The organism is Rahnella aquatilis CIP 78.65 = ATCC 33071, from assembly GCF_000241955.1.
GTDB lineage: Bacteria > Pseudomonadota > Gammaproteobacteria > Enterobacterales > Enterobacteriaceae > Rahnella > Rahnella aquatilis.
Map to the genome: position 1 here is coordinate 445,821 of NC_016818.1, position 19,036 is coordinate 464,856.

Below are 19,036 nucleotides of genomic sequence, written 5' to 3' on the forward strand. Positions count from 1 at the left end.
ATTGTCCTCCCTCATTGCGGTCTCAGCCTCGCGATCATGAAGTCTTTGGCGCTTTCGACTTTACCTTGCTGAATGGCGGCAGCGGGGTCGACGTGCTTCGGACAGACTTCGGAGCAATATCCGACGAACGTACAGCTCCAGACACCGTTCTGACCATTAAGCTGCGGCATGCGTTGTGCCTTGCCGTGGTCACGGTTATCGAGGTTATAGCGATGCGCCAGCGTAATAGCGGCCGGTCCGATGAATTCCGGATTCAGGCCAAACTGCGGGCAGGCGGCGTAACACAAACCGCAATTGATACAGCCGGAGAACTGGTGATATTTCTCCATTTGCGCCGGGGTTTGCTTACCCGGACCTTCGCCAACCGTGCGGGTATTGCCGATGATGTAAGGTTTGATGGCTTCCAGGCTTTCGATAAAATGGGTCATGTCGACGACCAGATCACGCTCAACCGGGAAGTTCGCCAGCGCTTCCACCTGCATCCCTTCCGGATATTCCCGCAGGAAGGTTTTGCAGGCCAGTTTCGGCACCTTGTTGATCATCATGCCGCAGGAGCCGCAGATCGCCATCCGGCACGACCAGCGATAGGAAAGGTCAGCGGCCAGATGATCTTTGATGTAACCCAGCGCATCGAGCAGTGACGTTGTTTCATCGAAAGGCACGTCATACACCACCGGATGCGGCGCGCTGTCCGTTTCCGGGTTGTAGCGCATGATTTCAACCTTCAGGCTGCGCATTTTAGCCACGTGATTGCTCCTTATCTTTTTTATCGTGAGTCTCAGATTCCCCGCCGTACACGCGTTTTGCCGGTGGCAGCGTGGTAATTTTCACGTCGCCATATTCCAGACGCGGGGCAGAGTCTGGCTGATAAAAGGCCAGAGTATGTTTGAGGAAATTCACGTCATCGCGTTCGGTACAGCCTTCATCAAGACGCTGATGGGCGCCGCGTGATTCGCGACGGTGCAGGGCGGAATGTGCCATACATTCTGCCACTTCCAGGCCATGCCCCAGTTCGATGGTGTACAACAGGTCGGTATTGAAAACGCTGGAGGTATCCTGAATTTTCACCCGTTTGAAGCGTTCTTTCAGTTCGGCCAGCTTATCAATGGTTTTTTGCATCAGCTCGGTTGTGCGATAAATCCCGCAACCTTCTTCCATCGCCAGACCCATTTCGTCACGGATGGCCGCCCAGCTTTCGTCGCCTTCCTGTGCCATCAGCGCGGCAACACGGCTTTCGATATCACGAACCTGTGCTTCCAGGGCATCGTTGTTGCCGGTGTCTTTGGCTTGTACAGCGCGTTCTGCCGCTTTTTCACCTGCCATACGGCCAAACACCACCAGTTCTGCCAGCGAGTTTGAGCCGAGACGGTTTGCGCCATGCAGACCGACGGATGAACATTCACCGACCGCAAACAGACCTTTGATACGGGTTTCGCATTGTGCATCAGTTTCGATGCCGCCCATGGTGTAATGCGCGGTAGGGCGAACAGGGATCGGGTCCGTAATCGGATCGACGCCAACGTAAGCTTTGGCCAGTTCGCAGATGAACGGCAGGCGTTCACGCAGTTTTTTCTCGCCGAGATGACGTAAATCCAGATACACCACGTCGCCACGCGGCGTCTCGATGGTCCGTCCGGCGCGCCATTCGTGCCAGAACGCCTGCGAAACTTTGTCGCGCGGACCGAGTTCCATATATTTATTTTTCGGCTCGCCCAGCGGCGTTTCCGGCCCCATGCCGTAATCCTGCAGATAACGGTAACCGTCTTTGTTGACCAGAATACCGCCTTCACCCCGGCAGCCTTCTGTCATCAGAATGCCGGAACCCGGCAGGCCGGTCGGGTGATATTGCACGAATTCCATGTCACGCAACGGAATGCCGTGGCGGAACGCCATGCCCATGCCGTCGCCGGTGACGATGCCGCCGTTGGTGTTGTAACGGTAAACACGGCCTGCACCGCCGGTCGCCATGACCACGGCGTTGGCACGGATTTGTACGCGGGTGCCTTCCATCATATTGATGGCAACCACGCCGCGCACCTGGCCTTCATCGACCAGGATATCGAGAACGAAATGCTCGTCGAATCGTTTGATTTGCGGATATTTCAGCGAGGTCTGGAACAGGGTGTGCAGCATATGGAAACCGGTTTTATCCGCCGCAAACCATGTGCGTTCGATCTTCATTCCGCCGAAGCGGCGGACATTGACGGAACCGTCATCCTTACGGCTCCACGGACAACCCCACAGTTCAAGCTGGGCCATTTCAGTCGGGCATTGATGAACGAAATGATCTACCACGTCCTGCTCACACAGCCAGTCACCTCCGGAAACGGTATCCTGGAAGTGAAAGTCAAAGCTGTCGTGATCTTGCGTCACGGCGGCAGACCCGCCTTCGGCAGCGACCGTGTGGCTGCGCATTGGGTACACTTTCGAAATCAACGCGATATTCAGGTTGGGATTGGCTTCCGCTGCGGCTATTGCTGCGCGTAAACCCGCCCCACCTGCACCTATAATTGCAATGTCGGCGTTAAAGGTTTGCACTGCATTCCTCCACTATCATCAATGAGATCGGGTTTGAAACACCCGCGAAAAGCTCTTCATAATCGAAGAGTTAGTGAACCCCGATGACATACAGGCGCTGTCCCGGTGGCTGATATTCTTATTGTTTGTAAGGGAATTATTATACCAAAGGGGTAGAAGTGGTAATTTGATGTGAACGCAGGTTTAAGCTTTCTCTGCATTGCGCTTTGCGAAATGAGATATTTGTTTGCCTGCGGGGATGCAGGTAGACTGCATGACTTTTCAGAATTTGGAGTAAATCACCATGAGCGAAACAGCAAGCTGGCAACCCAGTGCTCCCGTCGCCAATTTGTTGAAACGTGCGGCTATCCTCGCTGAAATCCGACGTTTCTTTGCCGATCGCGGCGTACTGGAAGTGGAAACGCCAGCGATGAGTCAGGCCACGGTGACCGACATTCATCTGGTACCGTTTGAGACACGTTTTGTCGGGCCGGGTGCGGCTGAGGGCATGACGCTGTATCTGATGACCAGCCCGGAATATCACATGAAACGTTTGCTGGCAGCGGGCAGCGGGCCGATTTATCAGATGGGACGCAGTTTCCGTAATGAAGAAGCCGGACGTCATCACAATCCGGAGTTCACCATGCTGGAATGGTACCGTCCGCGTTATGACATGTACCGTCTGATGAATGAAGTGGATGATTTACTCCAGCAGGTTCTCGATTGCGATAGCGCTGAAACCCTGTCTTATCAGCAGGCGTTTACCCGCCATCTCGGCGTGGATCCGCTATCCGCCGACAAAACGGAACTGCGTGAAGCGGCGGCGAAACTGGATTTATCCAACATTGCTGACACCGAAGAAGATCGTGACACCTTGTTACAGTTGTTGTTTACGATGGGTGTCGAGCCACACATTGGTCGCGACAAACCAACGTTCATTTATCACTTCCCGGCGACGCAGGCGTCCCTGGCAGAAATCAGCACGGAAGATCACCGTGTGGCCGAGCGTTTCGAGGTGTATTACAAAGGCATTGAGCTGGCGAATGGTTTCCGTGAACTGACGGATGGCCGTGAACAGCGTCAGCGTTTCGAACAGGATAACCGCAAACGCGCGGCGCGTGGCCTGCCGCAGCATCCGATCGATAACAATTTGCTGGATGCGTTAGAGCACGGTATGCCGGAGTGTTCCGGTGTGGCACTGGGCGTTGATCGCCTGATTATGATTGCGCTGGGTGCTGCCAGCCTGAGTGATGTGCTGGCCTTCCCGGTGACGCGTGCCTGATCATGATTCTGCTGTTCAGCCCTGACCTCAGGGGCAGGACTTTGTCAATAATCTGAAAGGGCAGAAGGATCTGCCCTTTTTGCTTTTCTTTTGCCTTTTTCTTTTTGCTTTTATAAATCACCCGGTGAGCGCGAACTGTTTCCGCTGCGACCACTGCCGCTGCTGCTGGTAAAGGTCGCGTTATTGCCATTTTGCGCGCGGTGCAGCGTTTCCATACGCACCTGGAATGGCGGGAACGGCAGCGTAATGCCATGCTCGCGGAATCCGGCCAGGATCAACTGGTGAATTTCATGGCGCAGCGGCATACGGTGTGCCATTTCAGCAGCATGCATACGCAGCTCGAAAATCTGAATCCCCTGCTGGAGATCCACCAGATAGGCTTCCGGCGCAGGCATATCCAGCACCAGCGAACAGCGGTGCGCGGCGCTGAGCAGAATTTCGGTCACTTCTTCACTGTTGGCTTCCGACGGCGCAGGGACGGTCAGCACCACACGGGTCACGGAATCCGACAACGACCAGTTGATGAACTGCTCGGTGATAAAGGCCTTGTTCGGCACGATAATCTCCTTGCGGTCCCAGTCGGCGATCGTTGTGGCGCGGGTATTGATCCGGGTAATGCTGCCGGTCAGGTTGCGGATCGTCACGGTATCGCCGATACGGATCGGTTTTTCAAACAAGATGATCAGGCCGGAAATAAAGTTGGCGAAAATCTCCTGTAAACCAAAGCCCAGTCCGACACCCAGCGCAGCCACCAGCCATTGCAGTTTTGCCCATTCGATCCCGATCAGCGAGAAGCCCGTCAGGCCGCCAATCAGCAACAACACGTATTTGGTGACGGTCAGTACGGCATAACCGGTTCCCGGCGTCAGATCCAGATGTTGCAGCAGCGCCAGTTCCAGCAGCGCGGGCAGATTACGCACCAGTTGCGTGGTGATAATCAGCACAAGAATGGCGATCAGCACCGATCCGAGGGTGATCGGCTGCATACTCTCTACGCCCTGAACCGTAGAGGCAACCTGCCAGAGATGAATATTTTCCAGGAACGAGAAGGCCGAGTGGATCTCAGACCACAGGAAGATCACCGAGATCAGAGCGATCAACGTCAGCAGGGAACGCACCAGTCGCAGCGATTGCGCGGAAATGGCATCCAGATCCACCACCGGTTCTTCAATCTCAACAGTCCCTTCATTACTGGTACTGACCTGATGGGCATCGTCCTCACCGCGGGCGCGCTGATTCAGAATTTCCGCCCGACGCTGCTTGGCGCGTTCGAAGGCGATACGACGACGCTGAATCAGCATCCAGCGGCGGATAATGTGGTAAATTACCAGTAACACGAACCAGATAGCGACCGAGGTTTCCAGACGTGCCAGCAGCGCCTGTGAGGTCGCGAGATATCCCATCAGCGAGGCCATCGCAGCCATAATGGGCGCCCCAAGCAGCATCCACCACAGTGTCTTATTAATGACGTTTTCGCTGTTGCCTTTTTTATCGTGATAGAGCGGAATACCTGCACGTTTCAGGCTGTTGGTGACCAGCGCCACCACTATACAAAGCAGGACAAAGCACAAGCGCCCCAGCGTGTTGGAGAACTCGCGATCATTCAGATTATCGAAGGTAATCAGCGCCATAATTAGCGGCACCAGCACCCAGATCGACAGCGCGTAATAGCGAAGGGCACGTGACACCGCCCGTTGTGGCCAGCCGAAATGCGCCACAAACAGTCCCTGGGGATGCGCCAGCGCAGCGCTGACCATAAACGCCCACAGGATCGGCAGGGTCGCGGTGACACCATCGCCTATCGCGACCGCAATCGGATACGGCCACGCGCTTTGCAGCCCGAAGCCCAGCGCGGCCCACAGTACCGGCAGCGGCATTGCCACCAGAATCGACCAGAACACAGTGCGCAGGGTCAGTGAGAAATGATCTTGTGTGACTTTGCCCACTTTACTGCTGGCCCGTTCCAGAAATGCGTAATAGTGCTTGCGGGAACTGATGCTGATAATCACCAGGATCAGCGCACCAAACAGCGGCAGCAGCGTTTCTTTGCTGGTGACCATCATCATGGACGCACCGCCAAGCTGGCTCAGTGAATCCAGCGAGACCAGACGTTTCAGGTCATGTGCGACCTGCACCGGGTAAGAAATGCCGATCGCGCTGACGTCTGCCACCCAGAACAGATAACGGTGGGCGGCGTCATGTACGTCATTCAGCGCTTCTACCAACTGGCTGTTTGCCACTTTCAGCTTAGTCAGTTCAAGAATTTGGGTATCGCAGCCCGAGAGCAGGGAATTGAGCAGTTCACGCTGCGTCCGCAACTGCGCATCCAGAATTTTTTGCTGATCCGCGGTTAGCGGCTTGCCGTCATCCTGCCGCGCCTGACGGTAAATAGCCTGCTTATCCAGCAAATCTTCATAGTGCAGACGCTGAACGCGTAACTGGCCCATATCGCGGTCAAGCTGCTGCGGTTTCGGCATTTCCGGCAGACGCGCAACCTGCGCCCTCAGCGTTTCGCCAAGTAAATTAGACGCACCAAGCCACTGCGCCTGTTCTCGAATGGTATTAATCGCCTGACGTACCTGCTGAGTTTGCGCAGCGGCCTGACGTTGCTGAGAGGAAATCAGGTCCATCCGCTGGGCCTGTTGATTCAGTGCCAGCGACAACTCTCGGTTGGACTGTAGTTGCTGACTGATTGAATGCGGCAATTCGCCACTCTGTTCGGCCAGCAACTCGGTTTTTTCCAGCGCCTGTTCGGCTTCCTGCTGGCGTTGATTATTCAGCGTGTTGCGTAAAGTCTGTAATTGCTGATCAAGAAAATCGGCGCGCTTTTTGTAGAGATCAGTGCGCATCCGGGACAGTTCCTGCCGGTTATTGGCAGAAAGCTGGGCCAGCTCCAGTTCATCAACCTTGGCTTTGCGTGCTGCGGATTCGGCCTGAAGCGCGCTGAGCTGTGCCTGCGCCAGCGGAGAAGAGGAGGTTGCCGCTGCTGTCGCCGCCTGTATGCGCTGATCGATGTCGCTCAGCGCGTTACGGGCTTCGGATTGCTGTTGCGGGATCAAACTCAGTGAGTCGCTGATGTCGCGGGAACGGTCCTGCTCCTGGCGCAACTGGCGGGTTTCTTCCAGTTGCTGGCTGCTGACTTGCAGGATCTGCTGCTCGAGCTGAGCGGTTGAGATACTGTTATTCAGCGCGGGCGGTTTGTCAGGCTGATTTTGCAATTCCTGGCGCAGGGCCTGCGTCAGTTTTGGAAAGTCATCAATGACCTTTTGATATTCCGCCGTGCGCCCGGCTGAAACGCTGGCTTCATTCAGCCAGTTGAGCGCGCTTTGCAGCGCCTCAACCACCTGTGTCTGATTGGCCATTTCTTTATTGGCTTCCGCCTGTTTCAGCTCCTGTTTGAGCTGATCTTCAGTCGGTGCTGCCCCTGCCATCAATGGCAGGGACAGCAATAAACTCATCAGCAGGGCAGGGATCAGGCGCACTCGGTCACATCCTTTTTTCAGTTCTTTATATCAGTTCAGGTCGAACTCAGAAGTCTTTAGGAACCTGAGGTTCGGCCGTGGCAACACCGGCAGGGGCTTCCGGTTCAGGTTCCGGCGTTGCCGCTGCACGCAGCGCCTCAGCGAACGGTTCACCCATGCGGGTCACGGTGCCATTGCTCAGATTCGGCATGAAGCGAATTTGATGAGCGGCAAACAAGTTGATCACTGTGGAACCCAGTTTGAAACGGCCCATTTCCTGACCTTTTTCCAGCGTGATGGCACCTTCTTCACCGGCTGCCGGATAAGTCCAGCGTTTGATGATGCCTTCGCGCGGCGGTGTGACGCAGCCTGCCCAGACGGTTTCAATGCTGCCGACAATCGTTGCGCCCACCAGAATCTGCACCATCGGCCCGAATTCAGTATCAAAAACGCAGATGACGCGTTCGTTACGGGCGAACAGATTTGGCACATTCGCGGCGGTCAGCGGGTTGACGGAGAACAAATCACCCGGCACATAAATCATTTCACGCAGCACGCCGTCGCACGGCATATGCACCCGGTGATAATCGCGGGGTGCCAGATAAATAGTGGCAAACTGGCCGTCTTTGAATTGCTCTGCCAGCAGATAGTTACCTGCCAGCAGTGCTTCTAAACTGTAAAAATGACCCTTGGCCTGGAACAATTTATCATCGGTAATTGCCCCTAACTGGCTGACTGCGCCGTCGGCTGGCAGGCAAAGCATATCGAGACCGCTGACCACCGGACGCGCGCCATCGCGCAGCGGACGCACGAAGAATTCGTTAAACGTGGCGTAAGATTTAAGATCCGGATTTTGCGCTTCTTTCATGTCGACGTTATAAAAACGCGCAAACCCTTTGATCACCCAATGCGTCAGCGTGGCAGCACGTTTATCTGCTCCCCAGCCCGCCAGACGGGTCAGTCCTTGTTTAGGAAGTAAGTATTGAAGTTTGATTTTGATACTGTCCAGCACGGGGAAAACCTCTTGGATGGTATGAATGACCGGCGTTACCGGCCATTTTGCAGGAGACCCTAAATTCTGTTCAGGGTCACGCAGTGTTGTATGGCGGAGGATTGTAACGGGGTGAAATCAACGGTTCAACTTCCGTTAACGTCACCTGTTTGCCATTCACATATTAAATCAACTGATTAGCATTACAGCGTGTCGAAGTTTTTACGTGTTTTTACGTCTTCCATGCTTTCCAGAATGCGGTGATAGTTGTCGAAGCGTTCTTCGGCTATTTCACCACGGTCTACGGCGTCACGGATTGCACAGCCGGGATCACTGCCGTGTTTGCAGTCACGGAATTTGCAGTAGCCAAGGAAAGGACGGAATTCGACAAAACCCTGGGTGATCTGCTCTGGCGCAAGGTGCCATAAACCGAATTCACGCACACCCGGCGAGTCTATAACATCGCCGCCATGCTGGAAGTGATACAGACGCGCTGCGGTGGTGGTGTGTTGACCCAGACCTGAGTTGTCAGAGACCTCATTCACCACAATTTGTTTTTCATCCGGTGGCAGCAGGGCGTTCAGCAGGCTCGATTTTCCCACGCCGGACTGACCGGCGAAAATACTGATGCGGTCAGTCAGCGCCTTTTCAAACGCAGGCATGCCTTCGCCGGTCTGGCTCGACACTTCGAGTACGCGATAATTGATATTGCGGTAGATATCCATCATGCCCTGAACGAATTTACGGCCTTCATCGTCGAGCAGATCGATTTTGTTGAGCACAATCAGCGGCTCAACTTCAACCGTTTCGCATGCCACCAGATAACGGTCAATTATATTGAGCGACAGTTCCGGCAGAATGGCAGAGACAATGACGATCTGGTCAATGTTCGCGGCAATGGGTTTGACGCCATCATAGAAATCCGGGCGTGTCAGAACGGAGGTTCGTTCGTGGACCGCCTCGACAATGCCTTTCACACTGGTATTTTCGCCGGCGCGCCATACGACGCGGTCACCGGTGACCAGAGAACGGATGGTACGGCGGATATTGCAACGGTGCTGGCTGCCGTCGGCCGCTTCAACGTCCGCATGCATGCCGAAACGGCTGATAACGACACCGTCCTGCGGTTCGCCATGCAGAGAATCGTCCAGTTCTTTGCGTTTATCGGTCTGGGTCAGACGACGCTGATGGTTAGTCTGAACGCGACGTTGTTGCCCTTTAGACAGTTTTGATTTAGTCACTGCGCCTCACTTGACTGGCTTTAATCGCTCGGTGCGACCAAAACGACTATGATACCAGCTATTTTATAGTAATTGCCCGAATGACGGAGAACTCCGTTATATCTCTACTTTGTAACAGGACACATCATGGCTGCTAATGACTCGAACTTAATTTGGATCGACCTGGAAATGACCGGTCTGGATCCGGAACGTGACCGTATTATTGAGATTGCGACGCTGGTGACCGACGCGCATCTGAACATTCTGGCCGAAGGTCCGGTCATGGCAGTGCATCAGTCTGACGCTCAACTGGCGCTGATGGATGACTGGAATGTGCGTACACACACCGGCAGCGGTCTGGTTGATCGCGTCAAAGCCAGTCCGTTTGATGATAATGCGGCGCAGCAAAAAACCATCGAGTTCCTGCGCGAGTGGGTACCTGCGGGTAAATCGCCGATTTGCGGTAACAGCGTCGGTCAGGACAGACGTTTTCTGTTTAAGTACATGCCGGAGCTGGAAGAATATTTCCATTACCGTTATCTGGATGTCAGTACGCTCAAGGAACTGGCGCGTCGCTGGAAACCGGAAGTGCTGGCAGGTTTTAAGAAGCAAAATACCCATCAGGCGCTGGATGATATCCGTGAATCCGTTGCCGAGCTGGCGTACTACCGCGAGCATTTTATTAATCTTTAATCTCCGTCATCCTTCAAGCTGCAGATGCGTTGGCTGCACTCGCTCCCCTGAATCACTGACTGATGTCAGCTCATTGGGATGAACGAGTTTGCCGCCTTCCTGCAACTCGAATGATTTAGGAGAATTATTTTAAAAATCTTTAAAAAGGCCTGCGGAGCATGAAATCATTGTGTTTCGCTGATTAACTCACCGCTTTGATGGTTTAATCGGCACTTGAGCGAAAAATTCATTTTTTTGCTTTCAGGGGCTTGCGGCTAAAAGGATTTCTCGTATAATGCGCACCCCGTACCGATGAAGAATTTCGTTGCGTGCGCAGAGCGGGAATAGCTCAGTTGGTAGAGCACGACCTTGCCAAGGTCGGGGTCGCGAGTTCGAGTCTCGTTTCCCGCTCCAAATTTTTAAGTTGTTTAGATTTAAAGATTTAAGACGTAAAAAATGCAGTGCCATGCGACGCGGGAATAGCTCAGTTGGTAGAGCACGACCTTGCCAAGGTCGGGGTCGCGAGTTCGAGTCTCGTTTCCCGCTCCAAAATTTCAAAGGCTGTACGTTTTAGCAAAAGACAGTACAGCAGATGCCAGACATCTCAATGCGGGAATAGCTCAGTTGGTAGAGCACGACCTTGCCAAGGTCGGGGTCGCGAGTTCGAGTCTCGTTTCCCGCTCCAATTTTCTTCTTCAGTTCAAAATCATTTCTCAATGCTTTCTTCCTGCATCTTCTGTGCATAAATGACCTGATCATTACACGATTTGTAGTAATGTTTTAAACAGACTTATCCACAGGTTTAGGTTTTTTTTTGAACTGTCCGTTTTTTGCGCTCACCATATTGCTAAAATTTAATTCATTGATTCAAATAAAAATTAATTTATAACGAAACGTTATGATGATCACTTGCTCTTTTTTTTGCACTTGATTGGCAAAGCATTTTTATTTTTATGCACAGAAAATATCGCTTTTCAAATTAAGTGCTTTGGGGAATCGTTATGCATCCCTTGGCAGACCCTTTTCAACAGCGCGGATCAGGCGTTTTTGCTGTGAAGATTGCACTTCTACCCGATGTTCATTCCTTCTGGCTACCTGCTGTGCGATTGCCCAGCTGATATGTTCATCCAGCAACGCATTTTCCCCTTCCCGCGACTGTAATGTATTAAGTACCTCTTCTGAGTAGGGCGCATTACCCAGCGCCACGGCAATATTGCGCAGCCAGCGCAAATGTCCGATACGTCGGATCGGCGAACCTTCCGTGATGCGCAAAAACTTTTCTTCCGTCCAGCCAAATAATTCAATCAGCTCTGGTGCATGCAGTGCGGCGCGCGGACTGAAATCTTCTTCGTCCGTCAGTTGTGAATAACGATTCCAGGGGCAGATCAGCTGGCAGTCATCGCAGCCGTAGATGCGGTTGCCCATGAGCGGACGGAATTCTTCCGGTATTGCACCTTCCAGTTCGATGGTCAGATAGGAAATACAGCGGCGTGCATCAACGGTATAAGGCGCAACGATGGCACCTGTCGGGCAGGTGGTGATGCAGGCGACGCACTTTCCGCATTTCTCTTCCTGCGGCTGGTCGACGGGCAGAGGCAAATCGATCAGCAGTTCGCCGAGAAAGAACCATGAACCGGATTCACGGTTAAGGATAAGTGAGTGTTTACCAACCCAACCCAGACCGGCTTTCGCCGCCAGCGGGCGTTCCATCAGCGGTGCGGAATCGACAAACGGGCGGAAGGTGATGGTCTGGTCAGCGTGTTCAGTGCAATGTGTCTGAATCATATCGCCGAGTTTTTTCAGGCGCTGGCGCAACACTTTGTGATAGTCGCGCCCGAGGGCATAACGACTGACATAGCCGAGTTGCGGGTTATTCAGGGTTTTGGCAAAGGCCGCTTTGGCGGGCAAATAGTTCATCCGCACGCTGATCACCCGCAGCGTGCCGGGCAGTAATTCATGCGGGCGCGCGCGTAACATACCGTGGCGCGCCATCCATTCCATCTCGCCATGATATTGTTTATCAAGCCAGTCTTGCAGTTTAGGCTCTTCGGCAGATAAGTCTGTATCGCAGATGCCCACCTGCTGGAAGCCTAGCGATTGGCCCCATTGCTTGATATGTTGAGCCAGTTGAACGAGATCGAGAGGGAGTGTCATGACGAACCAACGTGAAAAACGAAACGAGGCGAGTTTACCACATTCTGTGTTTTCTGCTGACTGGCTGCGACAGGCTGAACGCCAGGCGGCGCAGGAAACGGGGATTTCTCTGTTTACACTGATGCAACGTGCGGCAAAAGCCGCTTTTTCACTGGCGCAGCGTGAGTTTCCGCAAATGCGCCACTGGCTGATTTTGTGCGGCCACGGTAATAACGGTGGCGACGGTTTTGAAGTTGCGCGCTTGGCAAAAAACGCGGGCATACGCGTGACGCTGCTGGCGGTGGCAGGCAGTAAGCCGCTGCCAGAAGAAGCGGAAGCGGCGCGTGAGGGCTGGCTGAAAAGTGGCGGCACGGTTAACCCTGCGGATTCGGCATGGCCGCAGGACGCTGATCTGATTATCGATGGTTTACTCGGCACCGGCTTGTCCTCCGCGCCGCGGGCACCTTACGACGGACTGATTGACGCCATTAACTCGGCATCTTTACCAGTGATCTCCTTAGATATTCCTTCGGGGCTTGATGCGCAAACCGGTCAGACCGCCGGCAAAGCGGTGCATGCCACGCACACGCTCAGTTTCATCGCCCTGAAACCCGGTTTACTGACCGGGCAGGCGCGCGATTACACCGGCAAATTACACTGCGATGCGCTGGGGCTGGAAAGCTGGCTGGGCGGCCATCTTGCGCCATTACAGAGGCTGGATGCGACTCAGCTAGGCCAATGGTTGCACCCGCGACGTCCCTGCTCACATAAAGGTGAACACGGACGGTTGCTGGTGATAGGTGGTGATACCGGTTTTGCGGGCGCGATCCGTATGGCTTCAGAAGCTGCGTTGCGTAGCGGTGCCGGGCTGGTGCGAGTACTCACTCACAAAGAACATGCCGGACCGTTACTGACTGCCAGACCTGAGCTGATGGTGCAGGAACTCACCGCAGAGTCGCTTGATGAGAGTCTTGAATGGGCTGACGTGTTAGTCATCGGTCCCGGTCTGGGACAGAAAGAATGGGGCAAACAGGCGATTGAGCGCGTGGCAAAATGGGACAAACCGGCCTTATGGGACGCTGATGCGCTTAACCTGCTGGCAATCAATCCGCGGAAACGGCAAAATCGCGTACTGACGCCTCATCCGGGTGAAGCTGCACGATTGCTGGGTTGCAGCGTGAAGGACATTGAGAGTGACCGCTTACTTTCGGCCAGAAACCTCACACAGCGATATGGTGGCGTAGTGGTACTCAAGGGGGCGGGCACTCTGATTGCCAGTGAACGTGGCGAGATGGCGGTAGCGGATGTCGGCAATGCCGGTATGGCATCCGGCGGCATGGGTGACGTACTTTCTGGTATTATTGGCGGATTGCTGGCTCAGAAACTTAATATATATGATGCGGCCTGCGCAGGCTCAGTCGTCCATGGCGCTGCCGCAGACGAAATTGCCCACCGGCAGGGAACGCGCGGTATGCTGGCAACTGATCTTTTAGCGGTGATTGCCCCGTTAGTTAATCCAGACCTCAAGAAATAGATATCACTGAATGAATCAACTTAATATCTCTTTACCCGACGAAGCGGCAACGCTGTTACTAGGTGCTTCACTGGCAAAAGCCTGCGAAGGCTCAGCGGTTATCCATCTTTATGGCGACCTGGGAGCCGGGAAAACAACCTTTAGCCGGGGATTTCTTCAGGCATTAGGGCATCAGGGCACTGTAAAAAGCCCGACTTACACGCTGGTTGAGCCTTATCAGCTGGAAAAAATCGCCGTTTATCATTTTGATTTATATCGCCTTGCTGATCCGGAAGAACTGGAATTTATGGGGATCCGCGATTATTTCGCACAGGACGCTATTTGTCTGGTGGAATGGCCGCAGCAGGGCGCAGGTGTCTTGCCTGAACCGGATATTGAACTGACGCTGGATTATTCCGGAACCGGGCGCACCGCGAAGCTGGTGGCGGTTTCTGAATCCGGCATTAAATTGCTGCATCGTGTTCAACAGCAAGGATGATCACGCGATGAACTCACGTTTTACCTCTCTTTATCTTTCAGCGGCGATGTTGTTATCGACGCTGATGCTGTTTGCTGTGCTGGCCCCGCCGGTTTTTGCGGCTGGCATGAAAAACATCAATGTTTCGAACGGTCCTACGCAATCTACCGTCACGATTACGTTTGATGGCTCACCGGATTACTCTTTTTTTCCGTTGCATAACCCTGAACGTGTGGTCATGGATATCCGTCAGGACGGCGTGATGAAAGGCCTGCCGCTGAATTTCAATGGTCAGAATCTGGTGACGCGTGTGCGTGCCAGTACGCCGCCCAATGCGCAGAGTCAGCGTCTGGTATTTGAACTGAATCAGAAAGTCCGAACCAACGCCACAAAACAGAAAGACGGCAGCCAGTACACCGTGGTGCTGACCATGAACGCCTCTGCGCCGGCACGTCGGAGTGCACCGGTTGCCGTGGGGACCAATACGCCCTCGCCAAATGCGGGCAGAATGGTTACGCCTTCCGCGAAATCAAATCCGTTTACCAATGATCAGACCAAAGTCGTCGCCACTACGGTGGCGCCGGATAATTCACGTTCTTCTACCGTGTCGACCAGTGACAGCAGGATTATTGTCGCTATTGACGCCGGTCATGGCGGACAGGATCCGGGCGCAATCGGCGCGGGTGGGCTGAAAGAGAAAAATGTCACCATCTCTATTGCCCGTAAATTACAGGCGATTCTGAATGCCGACCCGATGTTCCAGCCGGTATTAACCCGTGACGGTGATTACTTTATTTCCGTTATGGGGCGTTCCGATGTGGCGCGAAAGAAAAACGCCAATGTGCTGGTTTCCATTCACGCTGATGCCGCCCCAAGCCGCAGCGCGCGCGGTGCATCAGTCTGGGTATTGTCGAACCGTCGTGCTAACAGTGAAATGGGTAACTGGCTGGAACAACATGAGAAACAGTCAGAACTGCTCGGCGGCGCAGGGGATGTGCTGGCGAACACCGCCTCAGACCCGTATCTGAGTCAGGCTGTACTGGATTTACAGTTCGGCCATTCACAACGCGTGGGTTATGACGTCGCGACCCGTGTTCTGCGCGAACTGCGCTCCGTGGGCTCTTTGCATAAAGCGAAGCCGGAGCACGCCAGTTTAGGCGTGTTGCGTTCGCCTGATATTCCTTCCCTGCTGGTGGAAACCGGCTTTATCAGCAATTCAACAGAGGAGCGGCTGCTGGGTAGCAGCGCGTACCAGGATAAAATTGCGAGGGCTATCCACATCGGCCTGCGTAATTATTTCCAGTCGCACCCGATACAAAACGGCCCAAAGGTCGAAAACCGTCCGCTGCTGGCTTCATCAGCAGCGGCGGCAGACAGTAGCGCGACAGCCAGTACTGCCGCTAATCAGCCTGGCCCGATTGAAGTGACTGCCGGTGCAGCCGGTGCCACGCAGATCCATAAAGTGACGCGGGGTGAAACCCTGACCGGGATCGCGAACAGCTATGGCACGACAAACGCGGCGCTGCGTGATCTCAACAAGCTGAAAAAAGATGGCGTCTGGGTCGGTCAGCGATTGAAAGTCCCTGCGGGAACCCGCACATCTTCAACAACCGCCGCCCCCGCTTCGACAGCAAAAACGTCGCAGAAGCCAGCGAAACATAAAGTAAAACGCGGCGATACGCTGTCGGCGATCGCCAGCAAATATGGTGTCAGCATGAACGACATCAAAACCGCAAATCATATGAAGTCTGGCGAGGTACAGCTCGGCCAAACCTTAACTATTCCACAATCATAGGCGGTAAATGACCGCTGCCACAGGAGCCGCTATGCCGATCAAGGTACTGCCGCCACAACTTGCTAACCAGATAGCAGCGGGCGAAGTTGTCGAAAGACCGGCTTCCGTGGTGAAGGAACTGGTGGAGAACAGCCTTGATGCGGGTGCGACCCGTATTGATATTGATATCGATCGCGGTGGCGCCAAACTTATCCGCATTCGCGATAACGGCTGTGGGATTGGCAAAGACGATCTGGCTTTGGCACTGGCACGTCATGCCACCAGTAAAATCACCTGTCTTGATGATCTGGAAGCTATCCTGAGCCTCGGGTTTCGCGGCGAAGCGCTGGCGAGTATCAGCTCAGTATCGCGCCTGATTCTGACATCACGCACCGCAGAGCAGAATGAAGCCTGGCAGGCCTACGCCGAAGGGCGCGACATGACGGTAACGGTTAAACCGGCGGCGCATCCGCAAGGTTCGACCGTTGAGGTGCTGGATCTGTTCTACAACACGCCCGCCCGCCGCAAATTCATGCGCACCGAAAAAACCGAATTCACCCATATTGATGAAGTCGTCCGGCGGATCGCACTGGCGCGCTTTGACGTGTCCGTCAATCTCAGCCATAACGGCAAACTTATCCGTCAGTATCGCGCGGTGAAAGATCCTTCACAATTCTCCCGCCGTCTGGCCAGTATTTGCAGCCCGACGTTTGTCGAGCACGCACTGGAAGTGGAATGGAGCCACGGTGATCTGGCGATCCGAGGCTGGGTGGCGGATCCTGCTGGTTCGCGCAGCCTGACTGAGATGCAATATTGCTATGTGAACAACCGCATGATGAAAGATCGCCTGATTAATCACGCGATCCGCCAGGCGTATCAGGATCAGCTCAAAGACGATCAGCAGCCCGCGTATGTGCTTTATCTGGATGTCGATCCGCATCAGGTGGATGTGAACGTGCATCCGGCCAAACACGAAGTACGCTTCCATCAGTCGCGGCTGGTACATGATTTTATTTATCAGGCGGTGATGTCGGTATTGCAGCAGGCGGGCGCGCCCGTTCTGGATGAGCCACAGCTTCAGGAAGATACGCCGCGCTGGCAGCAGGAAAACCGTCAGGCTGCGGGGGGCAATCATTTCTCGCAGCCGGCAGAACGTAAAGTACCGGCATCGCGGGAAAATAGTTCTCCGCGTGACAATGTGTTTCCTGAAACCGCACGAGCCAGTCAGCCGCGTGATCCTGCTTTTCGCAGCAACGAACCGGCTTACAATCCTTCTGAAAGCAAGGCGTATGGCCGTTTACTGCAACCTGCGCCGGAGTCGTTTTCCTTACAGGAACCGACCCCTGCTGTGGCACAGCCCGCTAAGCCCGCCGGTTCAGCGGCCCGTACACTGGAACCGGCGCTGGAATCACACAGTCAGAGTTTCGGGCGCGTGCTGACGGTATATTCCGCGGAATATGCGTTACTTGAGCGCGGCAATCAACTGGTCTTACTGGCATTACCGGTTGCCGATCGCTGGCTGAAATGGGCGCAACTGACACCCCCTGAAGAAGGATTACGGCCGCAACCGTTATTAATTCCGCTGAAGCTGACAATGAAGAAAGAAGAAACCGTCGTGCTGGCGCGCCATCAGGCGTTATTACAGCATTTTGGTTTAGAAATGCTCAGTGAGTCACAGCGTGTGACGGTTCGCGCGGTACCTTTACCATTACGCCAACAAAATTTACAAAAGTTGATACCTGATCTGTTAGGTTACCTTGCTGTTCAGCAGGAGGTGACTTCTGATGCGGTAGCTATGTGGTTTGCCCGCCACTGCGGCTGCGAGCATGAGGTCTGGACGATTTCACAAGCCATACAATTACTCACGGATGTTGAGCGTCTTTGCCCGCAATTGGTGAAATCGCCCCCGTCCGGCCTTTTGCAACCTCTTGATTTACGGCCCGCACTGGCGGCTTTTAAGCATGACTGATTCAGAAAAACACGCAGTTCCCCCGGCAATCTTTATTATGGGGCCGACCGCATCCGGTAAAACAGCACTGGCGATGTCGCTGATGAAACACCTGCCAGTGGAACTGATCAGTGTCGATTCCGCTCTGATTTATCGCGGGATGGATATTGGTACAGCAAAGCCCACGGCAGAAGAGCTGGCGGATGCACCGCACCGGTTGATTGATATCCTCGACCCGACAGTGGCTTATTCAGCGGCTGACTTTCGTAAAGACGCATTACGTGAAATGGCAGAAATAACCTCGCGCAATAAGATCCCGTTATTGGTAGGGGGGACTATGCTTTATTTCAAGGCATTGCTTGAAGGTCTTTCACCGTTGCCACCGGCTGATCCTGCCGTGCGCGAACGCATTGAAAAGCAGGCTGCAGAACAGGGTTGGGAGGCGTTACATGACCAGTTGCGCGAAATCGATCCCGTTGCGGCTATGCGAATTCATCCGAATGATCCACAGAGACTGTCCAGAGCACTGGAAGTTTTTTTTATTTCGGGTAAAACTTTAACGGAACTGACTAAAATTTCGGGCGAAACATTACCCTATCGTGTACATCAGTTTGCGATTGCGCCGACCCGACGTGAACTATTACATGCGCGGATCGAGGAACGTTTTAGCCAGATGTTGTCCAATGGTTTTGAAGACGAAGTCAGAACGCTGATAGCCCGGGGCGATTTGCATACAGATTTGCCTTCCATTCGTTGTGTGGGTTATCGCCAGATGTGGTCATATTTGTCTGGTGAATTCGATTACGATGAAATGGTTTATCGTGGTGTTTGCGCGACACGACAGCTGGCCAAACGTCAGATGACCTGGTTGCGAGGTTGGGAGAGTGTCGAATGGCTCGATTCTGAGAAGCCAGAAGAGGCCTTAAACCGTGTAATTCAGGTTGTTAGTGCATAGGTTGGGTGATTGTGTACAATTGATCAGTACTCAGCGCGCAAATTTTTTATGTGATTTATTTTCGAGCCGATAGGCTCAAAGTTACAAACAAC

At 53.8% G+C, this 19,036-nt stretch carries 13 protein-coding genes and 3 tRNA genes; 10 read left to right on the forward strand and 6 right to left on the reverse strand.

From position 1 onward, the window contains the following. Positions 1–11: 11 nt before the first annotated feature. Both RAHAQ2_RS02115 and frdA read right to left on the reverse strand, forming a co-directional pair. The gene (locus RAHAQ2_RS02115) at positions 12–746 is read right to left on the reverse strand and encodes a succinate dehydrogenase/fumarate reductase iron-sulfur subunit (RefSeq protein WP_014333647.1); all 735 of its coding nucleotides are present in this window, start codon (positions 744–746) and stop codon (positions 12–14) included. Then, a complete protein-coding gene (frdA, locus tag RAHAQ2_RS02120) occupies positions 739–2,538 on the reverse strand; it encodes a fumarate reductase (quinol) flavoprotein subunit (protein WP_014333648.1) in 1,800 nt (599 codons plus the stop codon). The genes RAHAQ2_RS02115 and frdA overlap by 8 nt, the downstream gene beginning before the upstream one ends. Before the next feature lie 283 nt (positions 2,539–2,821). On the opposite strand from frdA, the gene epmA reads away from it, so the two are divergent. Continuing rightward, positions 2,822–3,799 (forward strand): elongation factor P--(R)-beta-lysine ligase, encoded by a 978-nt coding sequence (gene epmA, locus RAHAQ2_RS02125; RefSeq protein WP_014333649.1) that lies wholly within the window; start codon positions 2,822–2,824, stop codon positions 3,797–3,799. Positions 3,800–3,909: 110 nt separating this feature from the next. Here epmA and mscM read toward each other — a convergent pair whose 3' ends face one another. The 3 genes from mscM to rsgA form a co-directional block, all read right to left on the reverse strand. Continuing rightward, complete coding sequence (gene mscM / locus RAHAQ2_RS02130) at positions 3,910–7,281, reverse strand: miniconductance mechanosensitive channel MscM (RefSeq protein WP_014333650.1); 3,372 nt, start codon at positions 7,279–7,281, stop codon at positions 3,910–3,912. A 46-nt stretch (positions 7,282–7,327) separates the two neighbouring features. After that, on the reverse strand, positions 7,328–8,272 hold the full coding sequence (gene asd, locus RAHAQ2_RS02135) for an archaetidylserine decarboxylase (RefSeq protein WP_014333651.1): 945 nt from the start codon (positions 8,270–8,272) through the stop codon (positions 7,328–7,330). A gap of 182 nt (positions 8,273–8,454) precedes the next feature. After that, on the reverse strand, positions 8,455–9,492 hold the full coding sequence (gene rsgA / locus RAHAQ2_RS02140) for a small ribosomal subunit biogenesis GTPase RsgA (protein ID WP_014333652.1): 1,038 nt from the start codon (positions 9,490–9,492) through the stop codon (positions 8,455–8,457). A 126-nt stretch (positions 9,493–9,618) separates the two neighbouring features. On the opposite strand from rsgA, the gene orn reads away from it, so the two are divergent. From orn to RAHAQ2_RS02160, 4 genes are all read left to right on the forward strand, one after another. Continuing rightward, a complete protein-coding gene (gene orn / locus RAHAQ2_RS02145; RefSeq protein WP_014333653.1) occupies positions 9,619–10,164 on the forward strand; it encodes an oligoribonuclease in 546 nt (181 codons plus the stop codon). A gap of 317 nt (positions 10,165–10,481) precedes the next feature. After that, positions 10,482–10,557, forward strand: a tRNA-Gly gene (locus RAHAQ2_RS02150). Between the two features lie 59 nt (positions 10,558–10,616). Continuing rightward, positions 10,617–10,692 (forward strand) — tRNA-Gly (locus tag RAHAQ2_RS02155). Positions 10,693–10,752: 60 nt separating this feature from the next. Beyond that, positions 10,753–10,828, forward strand: a tRNA-Gly gene (locus RAHAQ2_RS02160). Between the two features lie 314 nt (positions 10,829–11,142). Here the strand turns inward: RAHAQ2_RS02160 and queG are convergent. Further along, complete coding sequence (gene queG, locus RAHAQ2_RS02165; RefSeq protein ID WP_014333654.1) at positions 11,143–12,297, reverse strand: tRNA epoxyqueuosine(34) reductase QueG; 1,155 nt, start codon at positions 12,295–12,297, stop codon at positions 11,143–11,145. Here queG and nnr point away from each other — a divergent pair. Genes nnr through miaA form a run of 5 tightly spaced genes read left to right on the forward strand, consistent with a single transcriptional unit; the run spans position 12,296 to position 18,944 of the window. Further along, positions 12,296–13,810, forward strand: coding sequence for a bifunctional ADP-dependent NAD(P)H-hydrate dehydratase/NAD(P)H-hydrate epimerase (gene nnr / locus RAHAQ2_RS02170; protein ID WP_014333655.1), 1,515 nt, complete (start codon positions 12,296–12,298; stop codon positions 13,808–13,810). The two genes, queG and nnr, sit on opposite strands and share 2 nt — an antisense overlap. A 10-nt stretch (positions 13,811–13,820) precedes the next feature. Further along, entirely contained in the window at positions 13,821–14,288 is a 468-nt protein-coding gene (tsaE, locus tag RAHAQ2_RS02175) for a tRNA (adenosine(37)-N6)-threonylcarbamoyltransferase complex ATPase subunit type 1 TsaE (RefSeq protein ID WP_014333656.1), read from the forward strand. Positions 14,289–14,295: 7 nt separating this feature from the next. Continuing rightward, on the forward strand, positions 14,296–16,062 hold the full coding sequence (amiB, locus tag RAHAQ2_RS02180) for an N-acetylmuramoyl-L-alanine amidase AmiB (protein ID WP_014333657.1): 1,767 nt from the start codon (positions 14,296–14,298) through the stop codon (positions 16,060–16,062). A gap of 31 nt (positions 16,063–16,093) precedes the next feature. Beyond that, on the forward strand, positions 16,094–18,010 hold the full coding sequence (gene mutL / locus RAHAQ2_RS02185; protein WP_014333658.1) for a DNA mismatch repair endonuclease MutL: 1,917 nt from the start codon (positions 16,094–16,096) through the stop codon (positions 18,008–18,010). Continuing rightward, positions 18,003–18,944, forward strand: a complete 942-nt coding sequence (miaA, locus tag RAHAQ2_RS02190) for a tRNA (adenosine(37)-N6)-dimethylallyltransferase MiaA (RefSeq protein ID WP_014333659.1) — start codon at positions 18,003–18,005, stop codon at positions 18,942–18,944. The genes mutL and miaA overlap by 8 nt, the downstream gene beginning before the upstream one ends. The last annotated feature ends 92 nt before the right edge of the window (positions 18,945–19,036 follow it).